Source organism: Pseudomonas sp. FeN3W, from assembly GCA_030263805.2.
Taxonomy (GTDB): domain Bacteria; phylum Pseudomonadota; class Gammaproteobacteria; order Pseudomonadales; family Pseudomonadaceae; genus Stutzerimonas; species Stutzerimonas stutzeri_G.
Genome location: CP136010.1, coordinates 3,171,589 through 3,193,411 on the forward strand (window position 1 = coordinate 3,171,589; position 21,823 = coordinate 3,193,411).

The window sequence follows — 21,823 nt, forward strand, 5'->3', positions numbered from 1 at the left end:
CGCTGGCGGGTCGTGCCTTGAGGATAACCGCTGCCGTGGGGGAACGGGAAAACGGGGAGCCGTTGCGGCTCCCCGCTGGGGCCGTCAGTCGGCGTTGCGCAGGCGCACGGCGATGTCCGGCTGGTCGATGAACAGCCCATCGATACCGGCGTCGAGGAAGGCACGGATCTCCGCTTCGCTGTCGCCGCGCTCGTGGCGCTGGTCGCTGCTGCGCAGGCTGGCCGGGAGGAAAGCGTTTTCCGCGCGGAAGGTATACGGATGGACCTTGAGCCCGGCGGCGTGGGCGGCCGCGACGAAACCGGTCGGCGTGCCGAGGTTGCCATTGGTATCACGCGGGATGATGTAGCTCTTCTCCGGACCGACGCCGGCGGCGTAGCGGGCGATGGCCTTGAGCCCGGCGGGCGTCGCCATCTGCGCGTAGGTCAGCTTGCTGCCGCGCACCTGCTGGTCATACGGCTGACCCGAGCTGAACAGCTGCACCAGGCGCAACTGCGTCAGGCGGCTGAGGGTCTTGAGGTTGTCCACCTCGAACGACTGGATATACACCGGCGCCTGGCGCCCGACGTAGCCGTTGCGGGTGAGGATGCGCACCAGCGGCTTTTCCATCGCCAGGCCGAGCTGCTGGAAGTGCGTCGGATGCTTGGTTTCCGGGTACAGGCCGATGCGCCGGCCCTGGCTCAGTTGCAGGGTTTTCACCAGGTCGATGATCTCCTGCAGGGTCGGGATTTCCAGGCTGCCGTCGAGGCGCGCGTTGCCCGGGCGGATATCCGGGATGCGCTCGATGGCGCGCAGGGTCTTCAGTTCGGCGAGGGTGAAATCTTCGCTGAACCAGCCGGTGAGGGTGACGCCATCGACCTGCTGGGTGCGCTTGCGATCGGCAAACTCGGGGCGCTGCGAGACGTCGGTGGTCAGGCCCAGCTCGTTGTCGTGGCGGGCGACGATATGGCCGTCGCGGGTCATCACCAGGTCCGGCTCGATGTAGTCGGCGCCCTGGAACACCGCCAGGGCATAGGCGGCCAGGGTGTGCTCCGGTACATAGCCGCTGGCGCCGCGATGGGCAATCACCAGCGGCGTCGGCTCGCCCCGCGCAGCCTGGTGTTTCGCGGCATGTTCTTCCGCCGCAGCGAAGCCGGCCAGTGGAAGCAGCAGGGTGCAGGCGGTCAGCCAGCGGCGAAGGGAAGCGGTGGTCTTACGGGCCATTTCGGCATCTCCTCGGTTTGGATGTTACAGCCTGAGCCAGTTGCATGACCGGACGTTGACGCTGCGTTGCCCCTTGTATTGCAAAGCGATGAAGCCGACGAACGGCTGGCGCTGCGATTTCTGTTCGACTCAATGTGGCCAACAGCGCTGCAGGAAGACACGGCCCTCTGATATTCTCGCCGCCATGAATCAGACCCGCCTTCCCCTCGCCATGATCGCTGCTCTCGCTGAGCGGCACGTGATCGGGCGTGACAACATCATGCCCTGGCACCTGCCCGCCGATCTCAAGCATTTCAAGGCCATGACCCTCGGCAAACCGATCATCATGGGCCGCAAGACCTGGGATTCGCTCGGCCGTCCGCTGCCGGGGCGGCTCAACCTTGTGGTCAGTCGCCAGGCGGACCTGCAGCTCGACGGCGCGGAAACCTTCACCGACCTGGATGCCGCGCTGGTGCGTGCCGAGCAGTGGGCGCGTGAGCAGGGCGTCGACGAGCTGATGCTGATCGGCGGTGCGCAGCTGTACGCCCAGGCGCTGGGGCAGGCGCAGCGGCTGTACCTCACGCGTATCGATGCCGCTCCCGAAGGCGATGCGTTCTTTCCGGCTTTCGACGAGGCTGAGTGGCAGTGCGTCGAAAGCCAGCCACATCCGGCTGAGGGCGAGGCACCAGCCTACCGTTTCGAAACCTGGCAAAAACAGAGCTGACCGGCACCCTCTTCGCTTGATCGGCGCCAAATCTTTCGCGGGCCGCAGCTTCTATGCTGGCCCGTCGCTGTCGTAACGAGAAATCTCATGCAACCTGACAAATCCGACGCCCCGGAAGCCGAGCGCGTTGCCGCGATCTTCGTCCGCCACCCGCTGTGGGAGGACGCTCTGGCGCTGCTCACCGGCACCGCCCTGGTCGCCCTTGGCATCGCCTTCTACAGCCACGCCGGGCTGCTGACCGGCGGCACCGTTGGGCTGGCCTTTCTGCTCAAGTACCTGGCGGACTGGTCGTTCGGCCCGGTGTTCTTCCTGCTCAACCTGCCGTTCTACGCACTGGCGATCTGGCGCATGGGCTGGCAGTTCACCCTGCGCACCGTCTGCGCGGTGGGGCTGGTCTCGCTGTTCGCCGAGTTGACCCCGCAGTGGGTGCGCTTCGCCGAGCTGAACGTGGTCTACGCCGCGGTGTTCGGTGGTTTCGCCATCGGTATCGGCCTGCTGATCCTGTTCCGCCATCGCGCCAGTCTTGGCGGGGTGAACATCCTCGCGCTGTTCCTGCAGGAGCGTTTCGGTCTGCGCGCCGGTACCTTCCAGATGGGCATCGACGCGCTGATCGTCATGGCCGCGGTGTTCGTCGTACCGGTGGACAAGGTGCTGCTGTCGGTGCTCGGCGCCGTGGCGCTGAATCTGGTGCTGGCGATCAATCACCGCGCCGATCGCTACATGGGCGTCAGCTGAGGCTGATCAGCTCCACCTGCGCCTGGCCGTCGTTCAGCTCCAGCAGCGCCAGGCAGATCGGCAGGCTGAAGCGTCGTGGACCGGCGCTGCCCGGGTTCACGTAGAGCACGCCGTCGCGCCGCTCGACCTTCGGTTTGTGCGAGTGGCCGGCGATCACCACGTCGATACCGGCGGCGAGCGGGTCGATGTCCAGCTGCTTGAGGTCGTGCAGCACGTGCAGGGTGAGGCCGCCGATGCGCAGATCGAGGTGTTCGGGCAGCTCCAGCGCCCAGTCAGCCGTATCGATATTGCCGCGAATCGCCTCTAGCGGCGCGATGGTGCGCAGCCCGTCGAGCACCTGCGGCTTACCGATATCGCCGGCGTGAATGATCTGCGCGCAGCCCTGCAGTGCCGCTAGCGCCTCGGGGCGGAGCAGGCCGTGGGTGTCGGAGATCAGGCCGATGCGCATGCCGGTGTTCCCTTTAACTTCTTCGTCAGGTCATCCGACCCTTGGCCGACCGCTGTGGTTGCGGCAGGCTTGGGACGTTCGGGTCGAGGAGTCTGGCATGGATCGGGTGGATTGCGTGGTGGTGGGCGCCGGGGTGGTCGGGCTGGCGGTGGCACGTGCGCTGGCGCTGGCCGGGCGTGAGGTGCTGATACTGGAAGCCGAGGCGGCCTTTGGCACCGCCACCAGCGCGCGCAACAGCGAAGTCATCCACGCCGGCATCTACTACCCGCAGGGCTCGCTCAAGGGCCGGCTGTGCGTGGCCGGGCGCCGCCAGCTGTACGATTACTGCGACAGCCACGGCGTGGCCCATCGACGTTGCGGCAAGCTGATCGTCGCCACCGACGAGGCCCAGCTTGCCGCGCTGGAGCAGTTGCAGCGGCACGCGCGGGCCAATGGGGTCGATGATCTGCATTCCCTCGATGGGCACGAGGTGCTGGCGCTTGAGCCGGAGCTGCAGGCGGTGGCCGGGCTGCTCTCGCCGAGTACCGGCATCATCGACAGCCACGCGCTGATGCTGGCGCTGCTGGGCGATGCCGAGCGCCACGGCGCGGCGCTGGCGCTGAACGCGCCGGTGACAGGTATCGTGGTCGGCAGCGCAGGTTTGCAGGTCGAAGTGGGCGGTGCCGATCCGCTGCAGCTGCTGGCCCGCACCGTGGTGAATTGCGCCGGGCATGGCGCGCCCATTCTCGCCGCACACACTGCTGGGTTGGACCCGGTGGCGCGGCCGCGGCAGTACTTCGCCAAGGGCAGCTACTTCAGCCTGACCGGGCGCACACCGTTCCGCCATCTGGTCTATCCGCTGCCCGAGCCTGGCGGCCTCGGCGTGCACCTGACGCTGGACCTGGCCGGCCAGGCCCGTTTCGGCCCGGATGTGCAGTGGGTCGAGGATCTGGACTACCGCATCGAGCCGGAGCGGGCCGAGGGCTTCTACGCGGCGATCCGCCGTTATTGGCCCGCGCTGCCGGACGATGCCCTGCAACCGGCGTATAGCGGTATCCGCCCGAAGATCAGCGGGCCCGGCGAGGCGGCCGCGGACTTTCGCATCGACGGCCCGGCGCAGCACGGCATCGCCGGGCTGGTGAACCTGTCCGGTATCGAATCGCCGGGCCTGACCGCCTGCCTGGCGATTGCCGAACATGTCTGTGGGCTACTCGAGCCCAAGGCATTGGCGACCTGATCACGCGCTGTCGCACTTGCGTTGCGGCCCGTCCGGACGGGTAGCACACTGCAACCCGCCGTGATCGGACGGCACGAATACTGGCAAAAGGAATGTGCATGGAGCAGACAGGCGACGCTCGCCCGCTGAAGGTCTACCTGGCGGTCGGATTGCTGCAGGGGTTGGCGCTCTGGGCGGCCAGCGAGGCGTGGCCGCACGCGGCCGGCTGGCGAGTCCTGTGTTCGGCGCTGCTGGCGTTCACGGTGATCGGCGGCTGGCAGTTGCAGCTGCTCTGGGGCGATCTGCGCGAGGCCGGGCGCTGGCGTCTGGTCCTTGCCGCTGCCGTGTTGCCGGCGGTGCTGGCTGGTGGTCTCGCACTGCAGTTCGACCAGCCGCGCTGGTATTACCTGGGTGAATCCATCGGCACCCTGCTGCTCTGGAGCAACCTGATTCTGGCTTATGTGCTGACACCCTTCATCCAGGCGCGGGACGCCGATCATCGTTGGTGTGTCGATTACGCCGCGCTATACCGGCATGCCATCAACAATGGGCTGTTGCTGTTCATGGCATTGCTGATGCTGGTTGCGTTCTGGCTGCTGATCTGGCTCTGGGCCGGCCTGTTCAAGCTGGTCGGGATCCGCATGTTCGCAACGCTGTTCGAGTCCTCCAGTTTTATCTGGATTGCCAGTGCGACGGTTGTCGCCATCGGGCTGTGGATCGGGTTGGAGCGCGGCCAGGTGGTCGATGCGCTGCGCAACGTGCTGCAGGCCATGTGTCGCTTCCTGCTGCCGCTGACGGTGCTGATCCTGCTGCTGTTCGTGGTCTGCCTGCCGTTCACCGGCCTGCAGCCGCTGTGGCAGACACGCCATGCGACGCCGATCCTGCTGGCCATGGTGTTCGCCCATATCGCGCTGCTCAACGGCGTCGTTCAGGATGGCCGGCAAGCGGTGCATTACCCGCGTGCGCTGCGCGTGCTGGTCGACGCCAGCTCCCTGTGCCTGCCGCTGCTGGCAGGTCTTGCGGTTTACGCGCTCTGGTTGCGGATCGGTCAGTACGGGCTCACGCCTGATCGGGTGGTGGCGGTTGGCGCGACGCTGGTAGCCATGCTGCACGCGTTGGCGCTGATGGCGGCGGTGCTGCAACGGCGCGATGGCTGGTTGGTGGGATTGCGCCGGAGCAACCCGCTGCTGGCGCTGGTTTCGGTGGTGCTGTTGCTGCTCATGCATCTGCCGCCGTTGAGCCCGTTGCAGCTCAGCGCAGCCAACCAGTACCAGCGCCTGCTCGACGAGCGGGTACCGGCGGAACGCACCGATCTCGGCGCATTGCGCTTTCAGCTGGGGCGGCCCGGCCGTGAGCATCTCGAGAAGCTGCGCCAGCGCCTGGCCGAGCCCGGCGTCGAAGAAGCACGACGTGAGCAGCTGCAGGCGGACCTGCAGCGACTGGACAGCGCCGACAGCTACTGGAACTGGCGACACGCGCATGACATGGCCAATACCGCAGCGGTGCCCTGGATCGGCGAGCCGCTCGAGGATGCCGGCGGGTCGTTGGCACGAGCCATCGCGACCCAGGGCTGTGACAGGGACTGCACGCTGTTCGCCGTCGACCTGGATGACGACAGCCAGCCCGAGGTGCTGCTGTTGCGCGGTGCGCGACCGCGGATCGTGACGGTGCTGGGGCGCGGGCCGGACGGCAACTGGCGCTGGATCGGGCATCTGCGTACCACCGACGAGCAGACCCTCGACGGCGAGACGCTGCGGGAGCGGATCGAGCGCGATGCCTGGCGGGTCGTTGCACCGCGCTTCAATGCACTGGAGATCGACGGCATACGGCTGGAGCCGGCGATTACCGAATAGCGCGCATGAAAAAGCCCGACGCGAGGTCGGGCTTATTGGTCGCGGCCGTGGCTAGCGATCAGCCTTCCAGCATCGCCTTGTTGCGCACCGCGCCCTTGTCGGCGCTGGTGGCGAGCAGGGCGTAAGCCTTGAGCGCCGTGGTCACCTTACGCGCGCGCGGTGCGGCGGGCTTCCAGCCTTTCTTGTCCTGCTCGATGCGGCGGTGGGACAGCTCTTCATCGCTGACCTGCAGCTGGATGCTGCGGTTGGGGATGTCGATCAGCACCTTGTCGCCATCCTGCACCAGGCCGATGGCGCCGCCCGCGGCCGCTTCCGGCGAGGCATGGCCGATGGACAGGCCCGAGGTGCCGCCGGAGAAGCGGCCGTCGGTGAGCAGGGCGCAATCCTTGCCCAGCCCTTTGGACTTCAGGTACGAGGTCGGATAGAGCATTTCCTGCATGCCCGGGCCGCCCTTCGGGCCTTCGTAGCGGATGATGACGATGTCGCCGGCCTTCACTTCGTCATTGAGGATGCCCTTCACGGCGCTGTCCTGGCTTTCGAAGATCTTCGCCGTGCCTTCGAACACGTGGATGGATTCGTCCACGCCGGCAGTCTTCACCACGCAGCCATCGAGGGCGATATTGCCGTAGAGCACGGCGAGGCCGCCCTCTTGCGAATAGGCGTGCTCGACGCTGCGGATGCAACCTTCGGCGCGATCCAGATCGAGGGTGTCCCAGCGGGTCGCCTGGCTGAAGGCGGTCTGGGTCGGAATGCCGGCCGGGCCAGCCTTGAAGAAGTGGTGAACCGCTTCGTCCTGGGTCTGGGTGATGTCCCACTCGGCGATGGCGGCGGCCATGCTCGGGCTGTGCACGGTGGAGACATCGGTGTGCAGCAGGCCACCACGGGCCAGCTCGCCGAGGATGGAGAAGATGCCGCCAGCGCGGTGCACGTCTTCCATGTGGTACTTCTGGATGTTCGGCGCGACCTTGCACAGCTGCGGCACCTTGCGCGACAGCGCGTCGATGTCGCGCAGGTCGAAGTCGACCTCGGCTTCCTGGGCGGCGGCCAGGAGATGCAGGATGGTGTTGGTCGAGCCGCCCATGGCGATGTCCAGGGTCATGGCATTCTCGAAGGCCTTGCGGCTGGCCACGTTGCGCGGCAGTACGGAGTCGTCGCCGTCCTGGTAGTAGCGTTTGCACAGCTCGACGGCGATACGTCCGGCGCGCAGGAACAGCTGTTCGCGGTCGGCGTGGGTGGCCAGCGTGCTGCCGTTGCCGGGCAGGGACAGGCCGAGGGCTTCGGTCAGGCAGTTCATCGAGTTGGCGGTGAACATGCCCGAGCAGCTGCCGCAGGTCGGGCAAGCGCTGCGCTCGTATTCGGCGACCTTCTCGTCGGAGCAGGAGTCGTCGGCTGCCACCACCATGGCGTCGACCAGGTCCAGACCATGGCTGGCCAGCTTGGTCTTGCCGGCTTCCATCGGGCCGCCGGAGACGAACACCACCGGGATGTTCAGGCGCAGCGCGGCCATCAGCATGCCGGGGGTGATCTTGTCGCAGTTGGAGATGCAGACGATGGCGTCGGCGCAGTGCGCATTGACCATGTACTCCACCGAATCGGCGATGATCTCGCGCGATGGCAGCGAATAGAGCATGCCGTCGTGGCCCATGGCGATGCCGTCGTCCACGGCGATGGTGTTGAATTCCTTGGCCACGCCGCCGGCTTTTTCGATCTCGCGAGCGACCAGCTGGCCCATGTCTTTCAGGTGTACGTGACCGGGCACGAACTGGGTGAAGGAGTTGGCGATGGCGATGATCGGCTTCTTGAAGTCTTCATCCTTCATGCCGGTGGCGCGCCACAGCGCGCGGGCGCCGGCCATGTTGCGGCCGTGCGTGGAGGTTTTCGAGCGGTAATCAGGCATGACGGTTCCTGCGGCTAATCAGGTAATCGGAGGTATGCGTATGGTGAGCAACGCCTGTGCCGGATGCAACGGAGGATGACCGCGCGTTCGGAAGGGGCCGGTCGAGGCGGGTAGACGCTCGTAAGGCCTGGGCTCAGGTTCGCCAGGTGGTGAATGGCGAGATATCGCCGATTCTACGCACCTTACGGTGCTCGGGCCAGGCGGGACGATTGCCGGTCCTGCGCTATTCCGCATGCCAGCGGGCCGGAGCGGCTGGAGCGGGCGTGAGGCCTGCGCATCGGCCGCCTCTGTCCGGGTAATGGCTGCCGGTTCACTTGGCTGGTGGCTCGATCATGGCCGGGCAGGATGATCGCGTGAAGGTCACCGCGCCGACCCTCGCGCCGTCGGTCTTGGCCACGCCCCGTCGTCGCAGTGCCATCAGTGCGGGCCGGTGTTTTTGATGTTGAGCGGTGCTACGTCAGCCACTTCGAGCCGGTGGGCGATGGTGACGCTTATCGCGGACCGACGACGGCCTGGTTCCGTTCTCACCTGATGGATGACGAGCGTGCACCAGCCTGCTGTGGAGCGATCCGCGCAAGGGCATCGAGTGGCACGGCACGATGAAACCCGCGCCGGCAATGCCGGGCGAGGGTTTCATGACGATACGGTAGGCGAGTGTGCCGCCCTCAGCTGTTGGGCAGGATGCGGCAGGTCAGGCTCTTGATGTAGCGGGTTTCCGGGATCGCCGGGTGCACCGGATGATCCGGGCCCTGGGCGCCGCGTTCGAGCAGCTGGATATTGCGGTCCAGATGGCGCGCGCTGCCGAGCAGGATGTTCTGCAGGTGGTCTTCTTCCAGGTGCATCGAGCAGCTGGCACTGACCAGGATGCCGTCCTTGTTCAGCAGGCGCATCGCGGCTTCGTTGAGGCGCCGGTAGGCGGCCTCACCGTTCTTGATGTCCTTCTTGCGCTTGATGAACGCTGGCGGGTCGGTGATGACCACGTCGAAGCGCTCCTCGGCGTTCTTCAGTTCCTTCATGGCTTCGAAGGCATCGCCCTCGACGCAGGTCATCTTCTCGGCCACGCCATTGAGCGCGGCATTGCGCTCGACGCCGTCCAAGGCAAACGCAGAGGCGTCGACACAGAACACTTCGCTGGCGCCAAAGGCCGCCGCCTGTACGCCCCAGCCGCCGATGTAGCTGAACAGGTCGAGCACGCGCTTGCCCTTCACGTAGGGTGCCAGGCGTGCGCGGTTCATGCGGTGATCGTAGAACCAGCCGGTCTTCTGGCCCTGCAGCACCGGCGCCTCGAATTTCACGCCGTTCTCTTCCAGCGCGACCCATTCCGGCACCACGCCGAACGCGGTATCGACGTAGCGCTCCAGGCCTTCGGCGTCGCGGGCGCTGGAGTCGTTCTTCCACAGCACGCCGCGGGGCTTGAGCACCTGCACCAGGGCTTCGAGTACGGCATCCTTGTTGCGCTCCATGGTGGCCGACGCCAGCTGCACGACAAGATGGTCGTGGAAACGATCCACCACCAGGCCCGGCAGAAGATCGGAATCGCCGTAGATCAGGCGATAGCACGGCTGCTCGAACAGCCGATCACGCAACGACAGCGCGACCTGGATGCGATGCACCAGCAGCGACTTGTCCAGGCTGTGCTTGAGATCGCGCGACAGCAGGCGTGCGCAGATCAGGTTGTTCGGCGATACCCCGACGATGCCCAGCGGCTTGCCGCCGGCGGCTTCGAGCACGGCCTGGTCGCCGGCAGCGAAACCCGCCAGCGGCGTGGCCGCGGTGTCCACCTCGTTGCTGTAGACCCACAGATGGCCGGCGCGCAAGCGGCGATCGGCGTTGGCTTTGAGGCGCAGGCTGGGCAGGGACATCGGCGGGGCTCCGGGAAAAAGACGGGCATTCTAAACGAGCGGCAGGCCACGCGCGCCGGCGCTGCCGGAAAATCCTCGCGGCGCCCCGTTCAGGCGGACAGGGCGTCGATCAGCGCCTGGCTGAATGCCGGGATGTCATCGGGCTTGCGGCTGCTGATGAGGTGGCCATCGACCACCACCTGCTCGTCGACCCACTCGGCACCGGCATTCTTCAGGTCGTCGGTAAGCGACGGCCAGCTGGTCATGCGCTTGCCCTTGACCAGGTCCGCCGAGATCAACAGCCAGCCGCCGTGACAGATCACCGCGATCGGCTTGTTCGCCGCGGCGGCGTCGCGCACCAGCTTCTGCGCGGTTTCGTCGGTGCGGATGGTGTCGGCGTTGACCACGCCGCCGGGCAGCAGCACGGCGTCATAGTCATTCATATCGAGGTCGTCGAAGGTCTTGTCCACGTGAAACTTGCTGGCCGGGGTGGTGTGGTTCCAGCCGGTCACTTCGCCATTCTTGGCGGAGACGATCTGGGCTGTCGCACCGGCCTTCTCCAGCGCCTCCTGGGGACCGGTCAGCTCGATCTGCTCGAAGCCGTCTGTCACCAGGATTGCCACGCGCTTGCCGTTGAGGGATTGGGTCATGGGCATGTCTCCGTCTGTCTGTCGGTAACGCTCGCCGAATGCGAGTCACTTGAAATGGGACCTGCATCTCAGCCAAAGTTCGCCTTTTCGTGCTTATGGCACTTTGCCCTCTCGTCGAGCTTTCCTCATGGCCGTTGAACTCTCCGCCGAACAGATCCGCCGGGTGCTGCAAGGCATCAGCGTGCCGCCGCAACCGCAGATCATGGTCGACCTGCAGATGGAACAGGTCATGCCGGTGCCCGATCTGAAAGCCATCGCCCGGTTGATCAGCCAGGACCCGGGGCTTTCGGGGGCGCTGCTCAAGCTGGTCAATTCGCCGCATTTCGGTCTCGCCAATCGCATCGCCTCCATCCAGCAGGCGGTGAACCTGCTGGGCTGCAATTCGGTGATCAACCTGATCAATGCGCAGTCGATCAAGGGCGAGATGAGCGACGAGACCATCGTCACGCTCAATCGCTTCTGGGACAGCGCCCAGGACGTGGCCATGGCCTGCCTGACCCTGGCCAAGCGCATCGGCTATCAGTCACCGGACGAGGCCTACACCCTCGGGCTGTTCCACAACTGCGGCATCCCGCTGATGCTCAAGCGCTTCCCCGGTTACATGAGCGTGCTGGAAGAGGCCTACGCCAGCACCGGGGACGGCCAGCGCATCGTCGATATCGAGAATCGCGTGCTCAGCACCAACCATGCGGTGGTCGGCTACTTCACCGCCAAGTCGTGGAACTTGCCGCTGCATCTGTGCGATGCCATCGCCAGTCACCATAACGCGCTGTCGCTGTTCGCCGACGACTCGGGGCGCGACGCGACGATCAAGACGCTGCTGGCGATCCTCAAGATGGCCGAGCATATCTGCGCCTGCCATCGGGTGCTGGGTGCGCAGCCGGACGATCACGAGTGGGACAGCGTGTCGCAGTTGGTGCTCGAATACGTCGGGCTGTCGGAATACGATTTCGTCTGCCTCAAGGAAAGCATCCGCGAGTTGGGCGTGGGCTGACGCCCCGGCGTCGGCCTGCTAAGGTCGGCATCCCTTCGCCGTAGCCAACGTCCCGCCATGCCCGAACTTCCCGAAGTCGAAACTACCCGCCGTGGCATCGAGCCGTACCTTGTCGGTCAGCGTGTCAGCCGCGTGCTGGTGCGTGACCGGCGGTTGCGCTGGCCGATCCCGGAAGACCTCGATGTGCGTCTGTCCGGCCAACGCATCCAAGCCGTCGAACGCCGCGCCAAGTACCTGCTGATCAAGGCCGAGAGCGGCACGCTGATCGTTCATCTGGGCATGTCCGGCAGCCTGCGGCTGGTGGACGCGGTCTTGCCGGCGGCCAAGCACGAGCACGTCGATATCCTGCTGGCGTCCGGCCAGGCGCTGCGCTACACCGATCCGCGGCGCTTCGGCGCGATGCTCTGGAGCGATGAGCCGCTCGCCCATGTGTTGCTCGCCAGTCTCGGGCCCGAGCCGCTGGGCGAGGATTTCGACGGCGACCGGCTGTATCGGCTGTCCCGTGGGCGCAGCATGGCGGTCAAGCCGTTCATCATGGATAACGCGGTGGTGGTGGGCGTCGGCAACATCTATGCGAGCGAGGCACTGTTCGCCGCCGGGATCGATCCGCGGCGGCCGGCCGGAAGCATCTCGCGAGCGCGTTACCTGAAACTGGGTGAGGAAATCCGGCGAATACTGGCGATGGCCATCGAGCGTGGCGGTACGACGTTGCGCGATTTCGTCGGCGGCGATGGCAAACCCGGCTATTTTCAGCAGGAGCTGTTCGTCTACGGACGGGCCGGCGAATTCTGCAAGAACTGCGGTGGCACTTTGCGCGAGATTCGCCTCGGTCAGCGTGCCAGCGTGTATTGCGCTCGCTGCCAGCGCTGAGCGGCTGGCGTAACTGCGCATGCATTGACGGCGTTCACGCTCAGCGTGCCCCGGCCACTGCTATAGTGGCCGCCACAACTAAAAATTGCCGCGTTTCGCACATCTGAAGGACCACACCATGAATCTGTTCCGCTCTACCGCTGCTGTCTTGGCACTGACCACTGGCCTGCTGGCGCTGCCGGCACATGCGGAGTCGGTCCCGCAGAACACCAGTGGTGATCCGATGTACTCCGTCGAAGCGCCCAAGGCTTTCTCCATGGTCGGCGACCTGATCATCGCCCGTCCGCTGCTGATCGCCGCGACTGCCATCGGCGCCGGTGTGTTCGTTGTCAGCCTGCCGTTCACCGCCTTGGGCGGCAACGTCGGCGAGGCTGGCAAGGCACTGGTGGTCGAGCCGGGCAAAGCGGCGTTCGTGCGTTGCCTGGGTTGCACCACCAGCGGTTACAACGCCCAGCGTTGATCGGCGTCATCACGCACCGCGACTGGCAGGGCCTGAGCCTTCCGGTCGCGGTATCGCTGCAGTAGGCTTCGCCTCCCACCCCGCGCCGCGAAGCCCCCTCCTTGAACAGCCGTTTCTTCAAGACATTTCTGCCCATCGTGGGCCTGCTGATGTTGTCCTGGTCGTTCTGGGCCAGCGACGGCTGGCTCGAGCTGTGCGCGGGACTCGCCCTGTTCCTGTTCGGCATGCAATGCCTCGAGGAAGGGCTGCGCCAGCTGGCCGGCAGCAAGCTCGAGCAGCTGCTGACGCGCAGTACGGCGACACCGCTCAAGGGCCTGATGTTCGGCATGAGCGGCACCATGCTGCTGCAGTCCAGCACGCTGGTCTCGTTGCTCACCATCGCCTTCATCAGCACCGGCCTGATCAAGCTTGCCGGCGGCATCGCCATTCTGTTCGGCGCCAATCTCGGCTCCACCACCGGTATCTGGCTGTTGGCACTGGCCGGGCAGAACGTCAGCCTGAGTCCGCTGGCCTTGCCGCTGCTGGTTTTCGGGGTGCTGGCCAGCTTCACCGGCGACAAGGGCAAGGCGGCCGGGCGCATCGTACTCGGCATCGCTTTCATCTTTCTCGGCATCGATCAGATCAAGACCGGTTTCTCCAGCTTCGGTGGCATGGACCTGTCGCAGTACCACGCCGGCGGTCTGGCCGGGCAGCTGATGTTCGTCGCCATCGGGCTGTTTGCCACGGTGGTGCTGCAGTCAAGCCATGCCACGCTGATGCTGACGCTGACCGCTTTGGCTACCGGCCAGCTGGATCTCGGCCAGGCGCTGGCGACGGCGATCGGCGCCAATGTCGGCACGAGTGTCACCACCGCTTTCGTCGGCTCGCTCGGCGGCAACCGCAGCGGTCAGCGCCTGGCGTTGGCCCATGTACTGTTCAATGTGACCACCGCCGTGCTGGCCATCGCGCTGCTGCTGCCGTTGACCTGGCTGGTGCAGTGGCTGGTCGCGCCGCTGGGCCTGGCTGAAAACCGCCTGATTCAGCTGGCGCTGTTCCATACGCTGTTCAACGGCATGGGTGTGCTGCTGTTCTGGCCGTGGCAGGCGCAGCTGGCGAACCTGCTGTTGCGTGTGTTGCCGGAGCGAGTCGAGCCGGCGGTGCTGATCACCGAACTGGCACCCGCGCGACTGGAGGAGCCGACCCGCGCGCGTTACCTCAACGACCGCGCGCTGGATTCGGCGGATGCCGCGGCCAGCGCCGTGGCCCAGGAGCTGCAGCACCTGGCGCGCCTGAGCCTGGAGGTGATCTGCCACGCCACCTATCTGCCGGTGGACCAGCTGCGCCAGCAAGGGCGGATCGACGACGCGCTGATAAACGCGAAACCTGACGCCCAGGCCCTGGATGCCGAGCGGCTCTATCAGCGGCACATCAAGGGCGTGTATTCGGATCTGCTGACCTTCATGGGGCGCCTGGAACTGCCGCTGGACGAAAGCCACCAGGCGTTCTGGCTGAGTTGCCAGGTCGCGGCGCTGCAGCTGGTGGATGCGGTCAAGGACGCCAAGCACCTGCAGAAGAACCTCGGGCATTACCTGCGCACCGATGATTCCGCGGCGCGCCAGGCCTATGTCGAGTTGCGTCGGCATCTGTTGGTGTCGTTGCGCGAGATCCGTGCGCTCAATCACTCGGAACTGCCGGATGAGCTATGGCGCGAGCGCTTGAACTGGCTGGACGAGCGCGCTGCGAAGTTCGATGCGGAGTTCCGTCGCCGTCTGTTCGAGTCGATCCGCAACCAGAAGCTGGACGGTTTGCAGAGCAGTTCGCTGATGAACGACCTCGGCTACGCCAGCCGCATCATCCAGAGCCTGCGCAACGCCTTGCTGCTCGGTGAAGGCCATGAGCTGACGCGGCAGCTGCGTCAGCTGGCGGAGGACGAAGGCCCGGTCATTCTGCAGCTGTAACCGGCTCGCGGCGTGCCGGCACCATCAGTGCCTGGCCGATGCCGCGTGGGTCGCTCGCCGCCTCGACCGTGCCGCTTGGCTTGTGCCAGTAGAGCACCTGCTGGTTGCCGTAGTCGCGCTCGATCAGCCTGGGCTGGTGGCCGCGGGCACGTAGCGCGTCCAGCTGCGCCGGGCTGAAGGCATCGGCTTCGTACTGCAGCACATCCGGCAGGTACTGATGGTGGTAGCGCGGCACTGCCGGCCAGGCCTGCACCGGTTCGCCATCCAGATAAGACAGTGCCGAGAGCAGCACCATGCTGGGGATGCGACTGCCGCCGGGCGTGCCGAAGGCGGCGAACTCCTCGGCGCTTTCGATGAAGGTCGGACTCATGCTCGACAGCGGCCGCTTGCCGCCGGAGATGGCGTTGGCGCTGCTGCCTTTCAGGCCATAGGCATTGCTGCCGTCGATGTCGGCGGCGAAATCGTCCATCTCGTCATTGAGCAGCACGCCGGTGCCGGGCACGGTGAAGGCGGCGCCGAACATCATGTTCAGCGACAGCGTGGCCGCCACGGCATTGCCTTCGGCATCGATCACCGCGAAGTGGGTGGTGTGTTCGCCCTCGTGCCAGCGCGGCGCTGGCGGCAGTGCGCTGCTGGGCGTGGCCTGGTTGGGATCGATGGCGCTGGCGAGCTGGTCGAGGTACTGGTCCGACAGTAGATGCGGCAGCGGCGATTCGACGAAATCCGGATCGCCCAGCAGCCCGCGGTCGCGATAGGCGCGGCGCAGCGCCTCGATCACCAGATGGCTGCGTTGCAGCGGTTCGGCGTTGCGCCAGGACAGGCGTTCGAGAATGCCCAGGCTCTGCGCGAGGATCATGCCGCCGGCCGAGGGCGGCGGTGCGCCGATCAGCTCGCGGCCATCGGCAAGGGCGAAGCGCAGCGGCTCGCGCTCGACGGTGTGGTAGTCGGCCAGATCCTGCACTGTCCAGATGCCGCCGGCGGCGCGCACGCCTTGCACCAGCTTTTCCGCGAGCTCGCCGCGGTAGAAGCCGTCGTGGCCGTGACTGGCCAGGCGCTCCAGGGTTTGCGCCAGCTCAGGCTGACGCAGCAGATGGCCTTCGGCTGGCAGGTCCCCGTCGTGGAGAAACAGTCGCGCGCTTTCGGCATCGTCACGCAACGCCGCGAGGCGCCAGCCGGCGCGCTGGCGATAGACGGCATCCACCGTAAAGCCGTCGTGGGCCAGGGCGATGGCCGGTGCCAAAGTGACTTGCAGTGGCAGGCGACCGCGCTTCCCGGCGAGTTCGACCAACGCCGCCGGTGTGCCGGGGATCGCTGCCGCCAGCGGCCCGTTCAGCGAGAGTTCGCGCTGGATCTTGCCCTCGCGCAGGTACAGGTCCCGCGTGGCTGTTGCGGGTGCGCGCTCGCGGGCGTCGAGGAAGCTGTGGCGGGGCGATTCGCCGGCTTCGCGCAGCAGAAAGAAGCCGCCACCACCGAGCCCGGAGCCGTATGGCTCGACCACGGCCAGGGCAGCGCTGACCGCAACGGTGGCATCGAAGGCGTTGCCGCCAGCTTCGAGAATGCGCCGGCCGACTTCACTGGCCAGCGGATGGGCCGTGGCGACGGCGCCGTTTGCGAGAGGGTTGCCCTGGGCCGCGCAGGCCAGCAGCAGGAGGGCGGCGAGACAACCCTGGAGGCCCCTGAGCAGGCTGGTCCTTCGGGTCGGTCGCCGCGAGAGCATCACGCCTTGCCGGTGATGATCAGGTACTTCTGCATCAGTTCGTCCTTGCTCTCGACGTTGTTCTCGTCGAGCGGAATGCAGTCCACCGGGCAGACCTGCTGGCACTGTGGCTCGTCGTAGTGGCCGACGCATTCGGTGCAGAGGTTGGGGTCGATGACGTAGATTTCCTCGCCTTGGGAAATGGCGCTGTTCGGGCACTCCGGCTCGCACACATCGCAGTTGATGCAGTCATCGGTGATTTTCAGGGACATCCAGCGAACTCCTGCCGTGGCTCGAACCACGGCACAGCAATATTACGACCGGGCAATTGTGCCGCATCGCCGGCCTGCGTGCACTCGGCGCGGCCCGGCGGGCTTCGTCAGTTCTGGCCGAAGCGCTCGTGCAACGCGCTCATCACCGCCGGGTGAACGAACTTGGATACGTCACCCTTGAGCGAGGCGATTTCCCGCACCAGCGTCGAGGAAATATAGGAGTACTTTTCCGACGGCGTGAGGAACAGGCTTTCCACGTCGGGCGCCAGCTGGCGGTTCATGTTGGCCAGCTGGAACTCGTATTCGAAGTCCGACACTGCACGCAGCCCGCGCAGCAGGATGTTGGCCTGCTGCTCCTTGACGAAGTGCGCCAGCAGCGTGGAAAAACCCATGACCTTCACGTTCGGCAGGTGCTTGGTGACTTCGCGAGCCAGCGCCACACGTTGCTCGAGCGGGAACAGCGGGTTCTTCTTGGGGTTGGCCGCCACGGCGATGATGACCTCGTCGAACAGGCGCGAAGCGCGTTCCACCAGATCGGCGTGGCCCATGGTGATGGGATCGAAGGTTCCCGGATACAACACTCGATTCATCGCGGCGTCCTGACGCATGCGTGGGGGTGTGGATGGTAGCGGCTCGGTGTCGACAGCGTAAAGCCTGAATGCCATGCCGCGATCTGTCGTGAATGACAGTCAATCTCAGGTCTTCTGCAGGCGATCAGCAAGATCCGCGGCGAGCTTGCCGCACAGCGCGTAGATCGACAGCTGGGGATTGGCGCCGATGCTGGTGGGGAACAGCGAGCCGTCATGTATCGACAGGTTGGCCAGCTGATGGTGCTGTCCCAGGCTGTCCGTCACGGCCCGGCGTGGGTCATCGCCCATGGCACAACCGCCCATGACGTGGGCGCTGCCAAGACGGGTGCGGTACAGCGCGAGGTCCAGACCCTCGATCAGCTCGCGGGCGGCGCGGGGTGTGCGCACATAGCGGGCATCGGCATGCAGCGGCAGCACGGCGCGCGCACCAGCGGCGAACTGGATCTCGGCCATGCTGTGGAAGGCGCGGCGGATACCGTTCCAGGCATAGTCGGTCATGCGGTAGTCGAGCACCGGGCTGCCGTCGCTGCGCAGCTCGACCGTGCCCTCGGCGCTGTCCGGATGAAAGCCGTCGCGCTGCAGGGCGATCATCGCGTGGGTATGCGGCAACTCGGCCATACGCTGCGCATTCTCCGTGCCGAAGCCGCCAAGCAGCGTGGCGGCGAGGGCCGGGTGAATGGGCGGTACTTCGAGCTTGTAGCCTGCCGGCCCGGCGGCCCCGTCGCGCCACTGGAAGTGGTCGGAATAGATCGACTGTGGCGCGCCGTTGAAGGCGTCGATGCGCTCGCCGAATTGCGCTGCGGAGAAGTTGGTCAGGTGCAGGAAGGTGCGTTTGCCGACGCGCTGGTGCGGGTCGGGTGCCTGCGAGCGCAACAGCAATGCCGGCGTGTTGATGCCGCCGCCGGCGAGAATGTAGTGCCTGGCGACGACGCGGATGCGGCGCCCGTTCGACTCCACGCAGCGTTCGTCCATGCCCAGACAGTCCAGACCGACGACCCGCTCGCCGTGCATCAGCAGGCGTTCGGCGCGGGCGAGATAGAGCAGTTCGCCACCCTTGTCCAGCAGCGCCGGAATGCTGGTGACCAGCATCGATTGCTTGGCGTTGGTTGGGCAGCCCATGCCGCAGTAGCCGAGGTTCCAGCAGCCACGCACGTTGCGCGGGATCACTGCCCAGTGCTGACCGAGGCTTTCACAGCCGCGCTGCAGTACCGCGTTGTTGGCATTCGGCGGCACGGCCCAGGGCGAGACGCCGAGGCGCTGCTCCATGCGTTCGAACCAGAGTTGCAGTGCCTCGACCGAAAGTCCGCTGACGCCGTGCTCGCTGGCCCAGTGCTGCAGCGTCTGCGGTGGTGTGCGAAAGCTCGAGGTCCAGTTCACCAGCGTGGTGCCGCCGACCGCACGACCCTGCAGGATGGTGATGGCGCCATCCTTGCTGGTGCGGCCGATGGCTTCCTGATAGAGCGAGCGGTAGGCGCGGGCTTCCTGCATGTCGAAGTCGCTGCTGGTACGCAACGGGCCTTCTTCGATGAGCAGCACCTTGTAGCCCGCGGCGCTCAGCACTTCCGCACTGGTGGCGCCACCTGCGCCGCTGCCGACGATGGCAATGTCGGCTTCCAGGGTCAGATCGCGTTCCAGTCGCGAGCCGTCGTATGTGGTCCAGCCGCGGGCGAGGCCCGCAGCAAACAGATCGGGAACCGGCACGGATGCCTCCTTTCAGTCAGACCGTCGGCGGTCCGGGATAGCCGCAGTGCGCCCAGGCGGCGGGGCTGGCGTACCAGGCCATGAGGATCATCTGCAGCAACGAGGCGTGGCCCTGGCGCAGCAGGGCGAGCGAACTGTTCTGCCAGCGCTGCAGGAACGCTCGTAATTGATCGTCGGAGGCTGCAGCCCAGCCGCTCCAGATGCCGGTCAACGGCCCGCGGGTCAGTGGCAGGCTGAGTACGTCGAACAGCTGGCGTACTTGGCTCAACAATGCGGGCGACAGGTGGTGCAGGCCTCGGTCCAGGCTGACGAGGGTGGTCTGCACGGCCTGCGGCATGTCGCTGGGTGCCGCCGAGCCTTCCAGCAGCAACGGCGTTACTCGGCGCAGCATTGGCAGATCGCTGTCACGCAGCACGAAGAAGCCGCTCGCCGGACCGTCTGCCGCGGTGCTGAGGCTCCGGCTGAGCAGCCCGCCACCGGCCAGGAGGGCGCCGCCGAGCAGTCCGACCTTGAGCAGGCCGCGGCGATTGAGGGAAGGCTCGTGCATCGACTCAGCCACGCATCAGCGGATAAACAGCGTATAGATCAGCTTCTGCCACCACTTACCGTAGGGCGGGTAGATCAGCCGGGCGGCATTGAGGCGCTGCTTGATGAATACACCCTTGGCCTTGCTGAAGGTGAGGAAGCCCTCGTGGCCGTGGTAGTGCCCCATGCCGGAGGGGCCGATGCCGCCGAAGGGGAGGTCGTCCTGGGCGACGTGCAACAGGCTGTCGTTCAGGCACACGCCACCGGAGTGGGTGGTTTGCAGCACGCGCTGCTGCTCGCCGCGGTCGTAGCCGAAGTAGTACAGCGCCAGCGGCCGTGGGCGCGCGTTGATGTAGGCCAGCGCTTCGTCCAGATCGGCGTAGGGCACGACCGGCAACAGCGGGCCGAAGATTTCTTCCTGCATCACGCGCATGTCGTCGGTCGTGTTCAGCAGCAGGCAGTGCGGCATACGCCGCTGCTGCGCTTCGGCAAACAGCGGCACGACATGTGCGTCCTTGGTCCGCGCGTCGTCGAGGTAGTCCTGCAGTCGTGCCAGCTGACGCGCATTGATGATCGAGGTGTAATCAGGGTTGTCCGCAAGGCTCGGATACAGACGCTGTACCGCCTCACGGTAGGCACCGACGAAGTCCTCGACACGCTCGCGCGGCACCAGCACATAGTCCGGCGCGACGCAGGTCTGCCCGGCGTTCATGCACTTGCCGAAGGCGATGCGCTCGGCGGCATCGCCCAGGGGGACGCTGGCCGAAACGATCGCCGGCGACTTGCCGCCGAGTTCCAGCGTCACCGGCGTCAGGTTCTCCGCCGCGGCGCGCATCACTTCGCGGCCAATAAGCGTCGAGCCGGTGAACAGCAGGTGATCGAACGGCAGCCGGGCGAAAGCCTGACCGACCTCAACATCGCCGAGCACCACCGCTACCTGATCTTCAGGGAATATCTGCGCCAGCAGCTGCTTGAGTAGCTGACCGGTGGCAGGCGTGGATTCGCTCATCTTCAGCATCACGCGATTGCCGGCGGCGAGCGCGCCGATCAGCGGCCCGATGGCCAGATAGAGTGGGTAGTTCCACGGCACGATGATGCCGACCACGCCCAGCGGCTGGTAGATCACCCGTGCGCTGGCCGGTTGGAAGGCCAGGCCGACATGCCGGCGCGAGGGTTTCATCCAGCGCCGCAAATGACGGCTGGCGTACCGGATACCGTGCAGGCTGGGCATGATTTCCGCCAGCAGGGTCTCGTCGGCCGAACGATGCCCGAAATCCGCGGCGATCGCCGCGATCAGCGCCGGTTGATGACTGACCAGCACATCGCGCAGGGCGTCCAGCCAACGCAGGCGATCCCCTTTCGAAGGCATCGGTGTGGCGGTGAAAGCCGAGCGCTGGCGGGCGAACAGGACCTCCAGGGCGATCAGCGCTTGCGGGATTTCGACTGACATACGGGCTCCTGATGCGATGTGCTGGAGAGTTTTTAGAGTAATTGCTCTAATCTGTCAATGAAACGTGCCTGCCCGCCTGCCGGCGTGTACCGTTGCCCCTTCGCTTCAGCGCCGAGACCCAATCACCCATGGCCCCCCGAGCAAAGACCCGCGACCGTATCCTCGAAACCAGCCTGGCGCTGTTCAACGCCCAGGGCGAGCGCAACGTCACGACCAACCACATCGCCGCCCATCTGGGCATTTCGCCGGGCAATCTGTACTACCACTTCCCCAACAAGCAGGCGATCGTCGCGGAGCTCTTCGGGCAGTATGAATCGTGTGTCGATCAGTTCCTGCGCCTGCCGCCGGAGCGGGAAATGCAGGTACAGGACAAGGCGCTTTACCTTGAGGCGCTGCTGGGCGCGATGTGGGATTACCGCTTTCTGCACCGTGATCTGGAAGGTCTGCTGGATGCCAATCCGCAGCTCGCCCAGCGCTACCAGGCCTTCGCCGGTCGTTGCCTGCGGCATGCCCGGGCGATCTATCAGGGTTTCGTCGATGCCGGCATTCTGCTGATGGATCCGCTTCAGGCCGAGGCCTTGGCGTTGAATGCCTGGATCGTGCTCACCTCCTGGGTGCGTTTCCTCGGCACGGTTGGCGCAGGAACCGAAAACCTAGATCAACTGCAGCTGCGCCGGGGCATCTATCAGGTGCTGGCACTGGAAAGCGGCTTCGTTGCGCCGGGTGCCCGCGAAGCCGTGGCGGCGCTGCAGCAGCAATACTTCGTCGAGCTGGACCCCCTGCCGGACGCGCCCGGCGTCTAGAGC

Annotated in this window: 20 protein-coding genes and 1 pseudogene; 10 read left to right on the plus strand and 11 right to left on the minus strand. The window is 65.9% G+C overall.

Annotation, left to right across the window (positions count from 1 at the left end):
• Positions 1–84: 84 nt before the first annotated feature.
• Positions 85–1,200 carry a glycerophosphodiester phosphodiesterase gene (locus tag P5704_015035; GenBank protein ID WOF77372.1) on the minus strand — a complete coding sequence of 372 codons (1,116 nt, stop codon included), beginning with the start codon at positions 1,198–1,200 and terminating at the stop codon, positions 85–87.
• 184 nt (positions 1,201–1,384) lie between these two features.
• Here P5704_015035 and P5704_015040 point away from each other — a divergent pair, with 184 nt between their 5' ends.
• A complete protein-coding gene (locus P5704_015040; protein WOF77373.1) occupies positions 1,385–1,903 on the plus strand; it encodes a dihydrofolate reductase in 519 nt (172 codons plus the stop codon).
• A gap of 87 nt (positions 1,904–1,990) precedes the next feature.
• On the plus strand, positions 1,991–2,638 hold the full coding sequence (locus P5704_015045) for a YitT family protein (protein ID WOF77374.1): 648 nt from the start codon (positions 1,991–1,993) through the stop codon (positions 2,636–2,638).
• On the opposite strand, the gene P5704_015050 is transcribed toward P5704_015045, so the two are convergent.
• Positions 2,631–3,086, minus strand: coding sequence for a metallophosphoesterase family protein (locus P5704_015050; protein ID WOF77375.1), 456 nt, complete (start codon positions 3,084–3,086; stop codon positions 2,631–2,633). The genes P5704_015045 and P5704_015050 overlap by 8 nt on opposite strands.
• A gap of 97 nt (positions 3,087–3,183) precedes the next feature.
• Here P5704_015050 and P5704_015055 point away from each other — a divergent pair, with 97 nt between their 5' ends.
• Positions 3,184–4,302 carry an NAD(P)/FAD-dependent oxidoreductase gene (locus P5704_015055; protein WOF77376.1) on the plus strand — a complete coding sequence of 373 codons (1,119 nt, stop codon included), beginning with the start codon at positions 3,184–3,186 and terminating at the stop codon, positions 4,300–4,302.
• 98 nt (positions 4,303–4,400) lie between these two features.
• Positions 4,401–6,134: a DUF4153 domain-containing protein gene (locus P5704_015060; protein WOF77377.1), complete on the plus strand. Its 1,734-nt coding sequence runs from the start codon at positions 4,401–4,403 to the stop codon at positions 6,132–6,134.
• A 58-nt stretch (positions 6,135–6,192) separates the two neighbouring features.
• Here the strand turns inward: P5704_015060 and ilvD are convergent, their stop codons facing one another.
• Complete coding sequence (gene ilvD / locus P5704_015065; GenBank protein WOF77378.1) at positions 6,193–8,031, minus strand: dihydroxy-acid dehydratase; 1,839 nt, start codon at positions 8,029–8,031, stop codon at positions 6,193–6,195.
• Between the two features lie 320 nt (positions 8,032–8,351).
• Between ilvD and P5704_015070 the strand changes: the two are divergent.
• Positions 8,352–8,681, plus strand: a pseudogene (locus tag P5704_015070) (hypothetical protein).
• Between the two features lie 15 nt (positions 8,682–8,696).
• Here P5704_015070 and P5704_015075 read toward each other — a convergent pair.
• The gene (locus tag P5704_015075) at positions 8,697–9,893 is read right to left on the minus strand and encodes a class I SAM-dependent rRNA methyltransferase (GenBank protein WOF77379.1); all 1,197 of its coding nucleotides are present in this window, start codon (positions 9,891–9,893) and stop codon (positions 8,697–8,699) included.
• 89 nt (positions 9,894–9,982) lie between these two features.
• Positions 9,983–10,522 carry a type 1 glutamine amidotransferase domain-containing protein gene (locus P5704_015080; GenBank protein WOF77380.1) on the minus strand — a complete coding sequence of 180 codons (540 nt, stop codon included), beginning with the start codon at positions 10,520–10,522 and terminating at the stop codon, positions 9,983–9,985.
• A 181-nt stretch (positions 10,523–10,703) separates the two neighbouring features.
• Between P5704_015080 and P5704_015085 the strand changes: the two genes are divergently transcribed.
• The 4 genes from P5704_015085 to P5704_015100 all read left to right on the plus strand — a co-directional run bounded on the left by P5704_015085 (position 10,704) and on the right by P5704_015100 (position 14,783).
• Positions 10,704–11,516 carry an HDOD domain-containing protein gene (locus tag P5704_015085; protein WOF81245.1) on the plus strand — a complete coding sequence of 271 codons (813 nt, stop codon included), beginning with the start codon at positions 10,704–10,706 and terminating at the stop codon, positions 11,514–11,516.
• Between the two features lie 57 nt (positions 11,517–11,573).
• Positions 11,574–12,386: a bifunctional DNA-formamidopyrimidine glycosylase/DNA-(apurinic or apyrimidinic site) lyase gene (gene mutM / locus P5704_015090; GenBank protein WOF77381.1), complete on the plus strand. Its 813-nt coding sequence runs from the start codon at positions 11,574–11,576 to the stop codon at positions 12,384–12,386.
• A gap of 118 nt (positions 12,387–12,504) precedes the next feature.
• Positions 12,505–12,846 carry a multidrug transporter gene (locus tag P5704_015095; protein WOF77382.1) on the plus strand — a complete coding sequence of 114 codons (342 nt, stop codon included), beginning with the start codon at positions 12,505–12,507 and terminating at the stop codon, positions 12,844–12,846.
• 101 nt (positions 12,847–12,947) lie between these two features.
• Positions 12,948–14,783, plus strand: a complete 1,836-nt coding sequence (locus P5704_015100; GenBank protein ID WOF77383.1) for a Na/Pi symporter — start codon at positions 12,948–12,950, stop codon at positions 14,781–14,783.
• Here P5704_015100 and ggt read toward each other — a convergent pair.
• The 6 genes from ggt to P5704_015130 all read right to left on the minus strand — a co-directional run bounded on the left by ggt (position 14,767) and on the right by P5704_015130 (position 21,017).
• Entirely contained in the window at positions 14,767–16,500 is a 1,734-nt protein-coding gene (ggt, locus tag P5704_015105) for a gamma-glutamyltransferase (GenBank protein WOF77384.1), read from the minus strand. The two genes, P5704_015100 and ggt, sit on opposite strands and share 17 nt — an antisense overlap.
• Positions 16,500–16,751, minus strand: a complete 252-nt coding sequence (locus tag P5704_015110; GenBank protein WOF77385.1) for a YfhL family 4Fe-4S dicluster ferredoxin — start codon at positions 16,749–16,751, stop codon at positions 16,500–16,502. The genes ggt and P5704_015110 overlap by 1 nt, the downstream gene beginning before the upstream one ends.
• 107 nt (positions 16,752–16,858) lie before the next feature.
• On the minus strand, positions 16,859–17,341 hold the full coding sequence (coaD, locus tag P5704_015115) for a pantetheine-phosphate adenylyltransferase (GenBank protein ID WOF77386.1): 483 nt from the start codon (positions 17,339–17,341) through the stop codon (positions 16,859–16,861).
• Positions 17,342–17,446: 105 nt separating this feature from the next.
• Positions 17,447–19,042: a GMC family oxidoreductase gene (locus tag P5704_015120; protein ID WOF77387.1), complete on the minus strand. Its 1,596-nt coding sequence runs from the start codon at positions 19,040–19,042 to the stop codon at positions 17,447–17,449.
• Between the two features lie 16 nt (positions 19,043–19,058).
• On the minus strand, positions 19,059–19,589 hold the full coding sequence (locus tag P5704_015125; GenBank protein WOF77388.1) for a twin-arginine translocation pathway signal protein: 531 nt from the start codon (positions 19,587–19,589) through the stop codon (positions 19,059–19,061).
• Positions 19,590–19,604: 15 nt separating this feature from the next.
• Entirely contained in the window at positions 19,605–21,017 is a 1,413-nt protein-coding gene (locus P5704_015130) for a coniferyl aldehyde dehydrogenase (protein WOF77389.1), read from the minus strand.
• A 128-nt stretch (positions 21,018–21,145) separates the two neighbouring features.
• On the opposite strand from P5704_015130, the gene P5704_015135 reads away from it, so the two are divergent.
• On the plus strand, positions 21,146–21,820 hold the full coding sequence (locus tag P5704_015135; protein ID WOF77390.1) for a TetR/AcrR family transcriptional regulator: 675 nt from the start codon (positions 21,146–21,148) through the stop codon (positions 21,818–21,820).
• Positions 21,821–21,823: the final 3 nt, after the last annotated feature.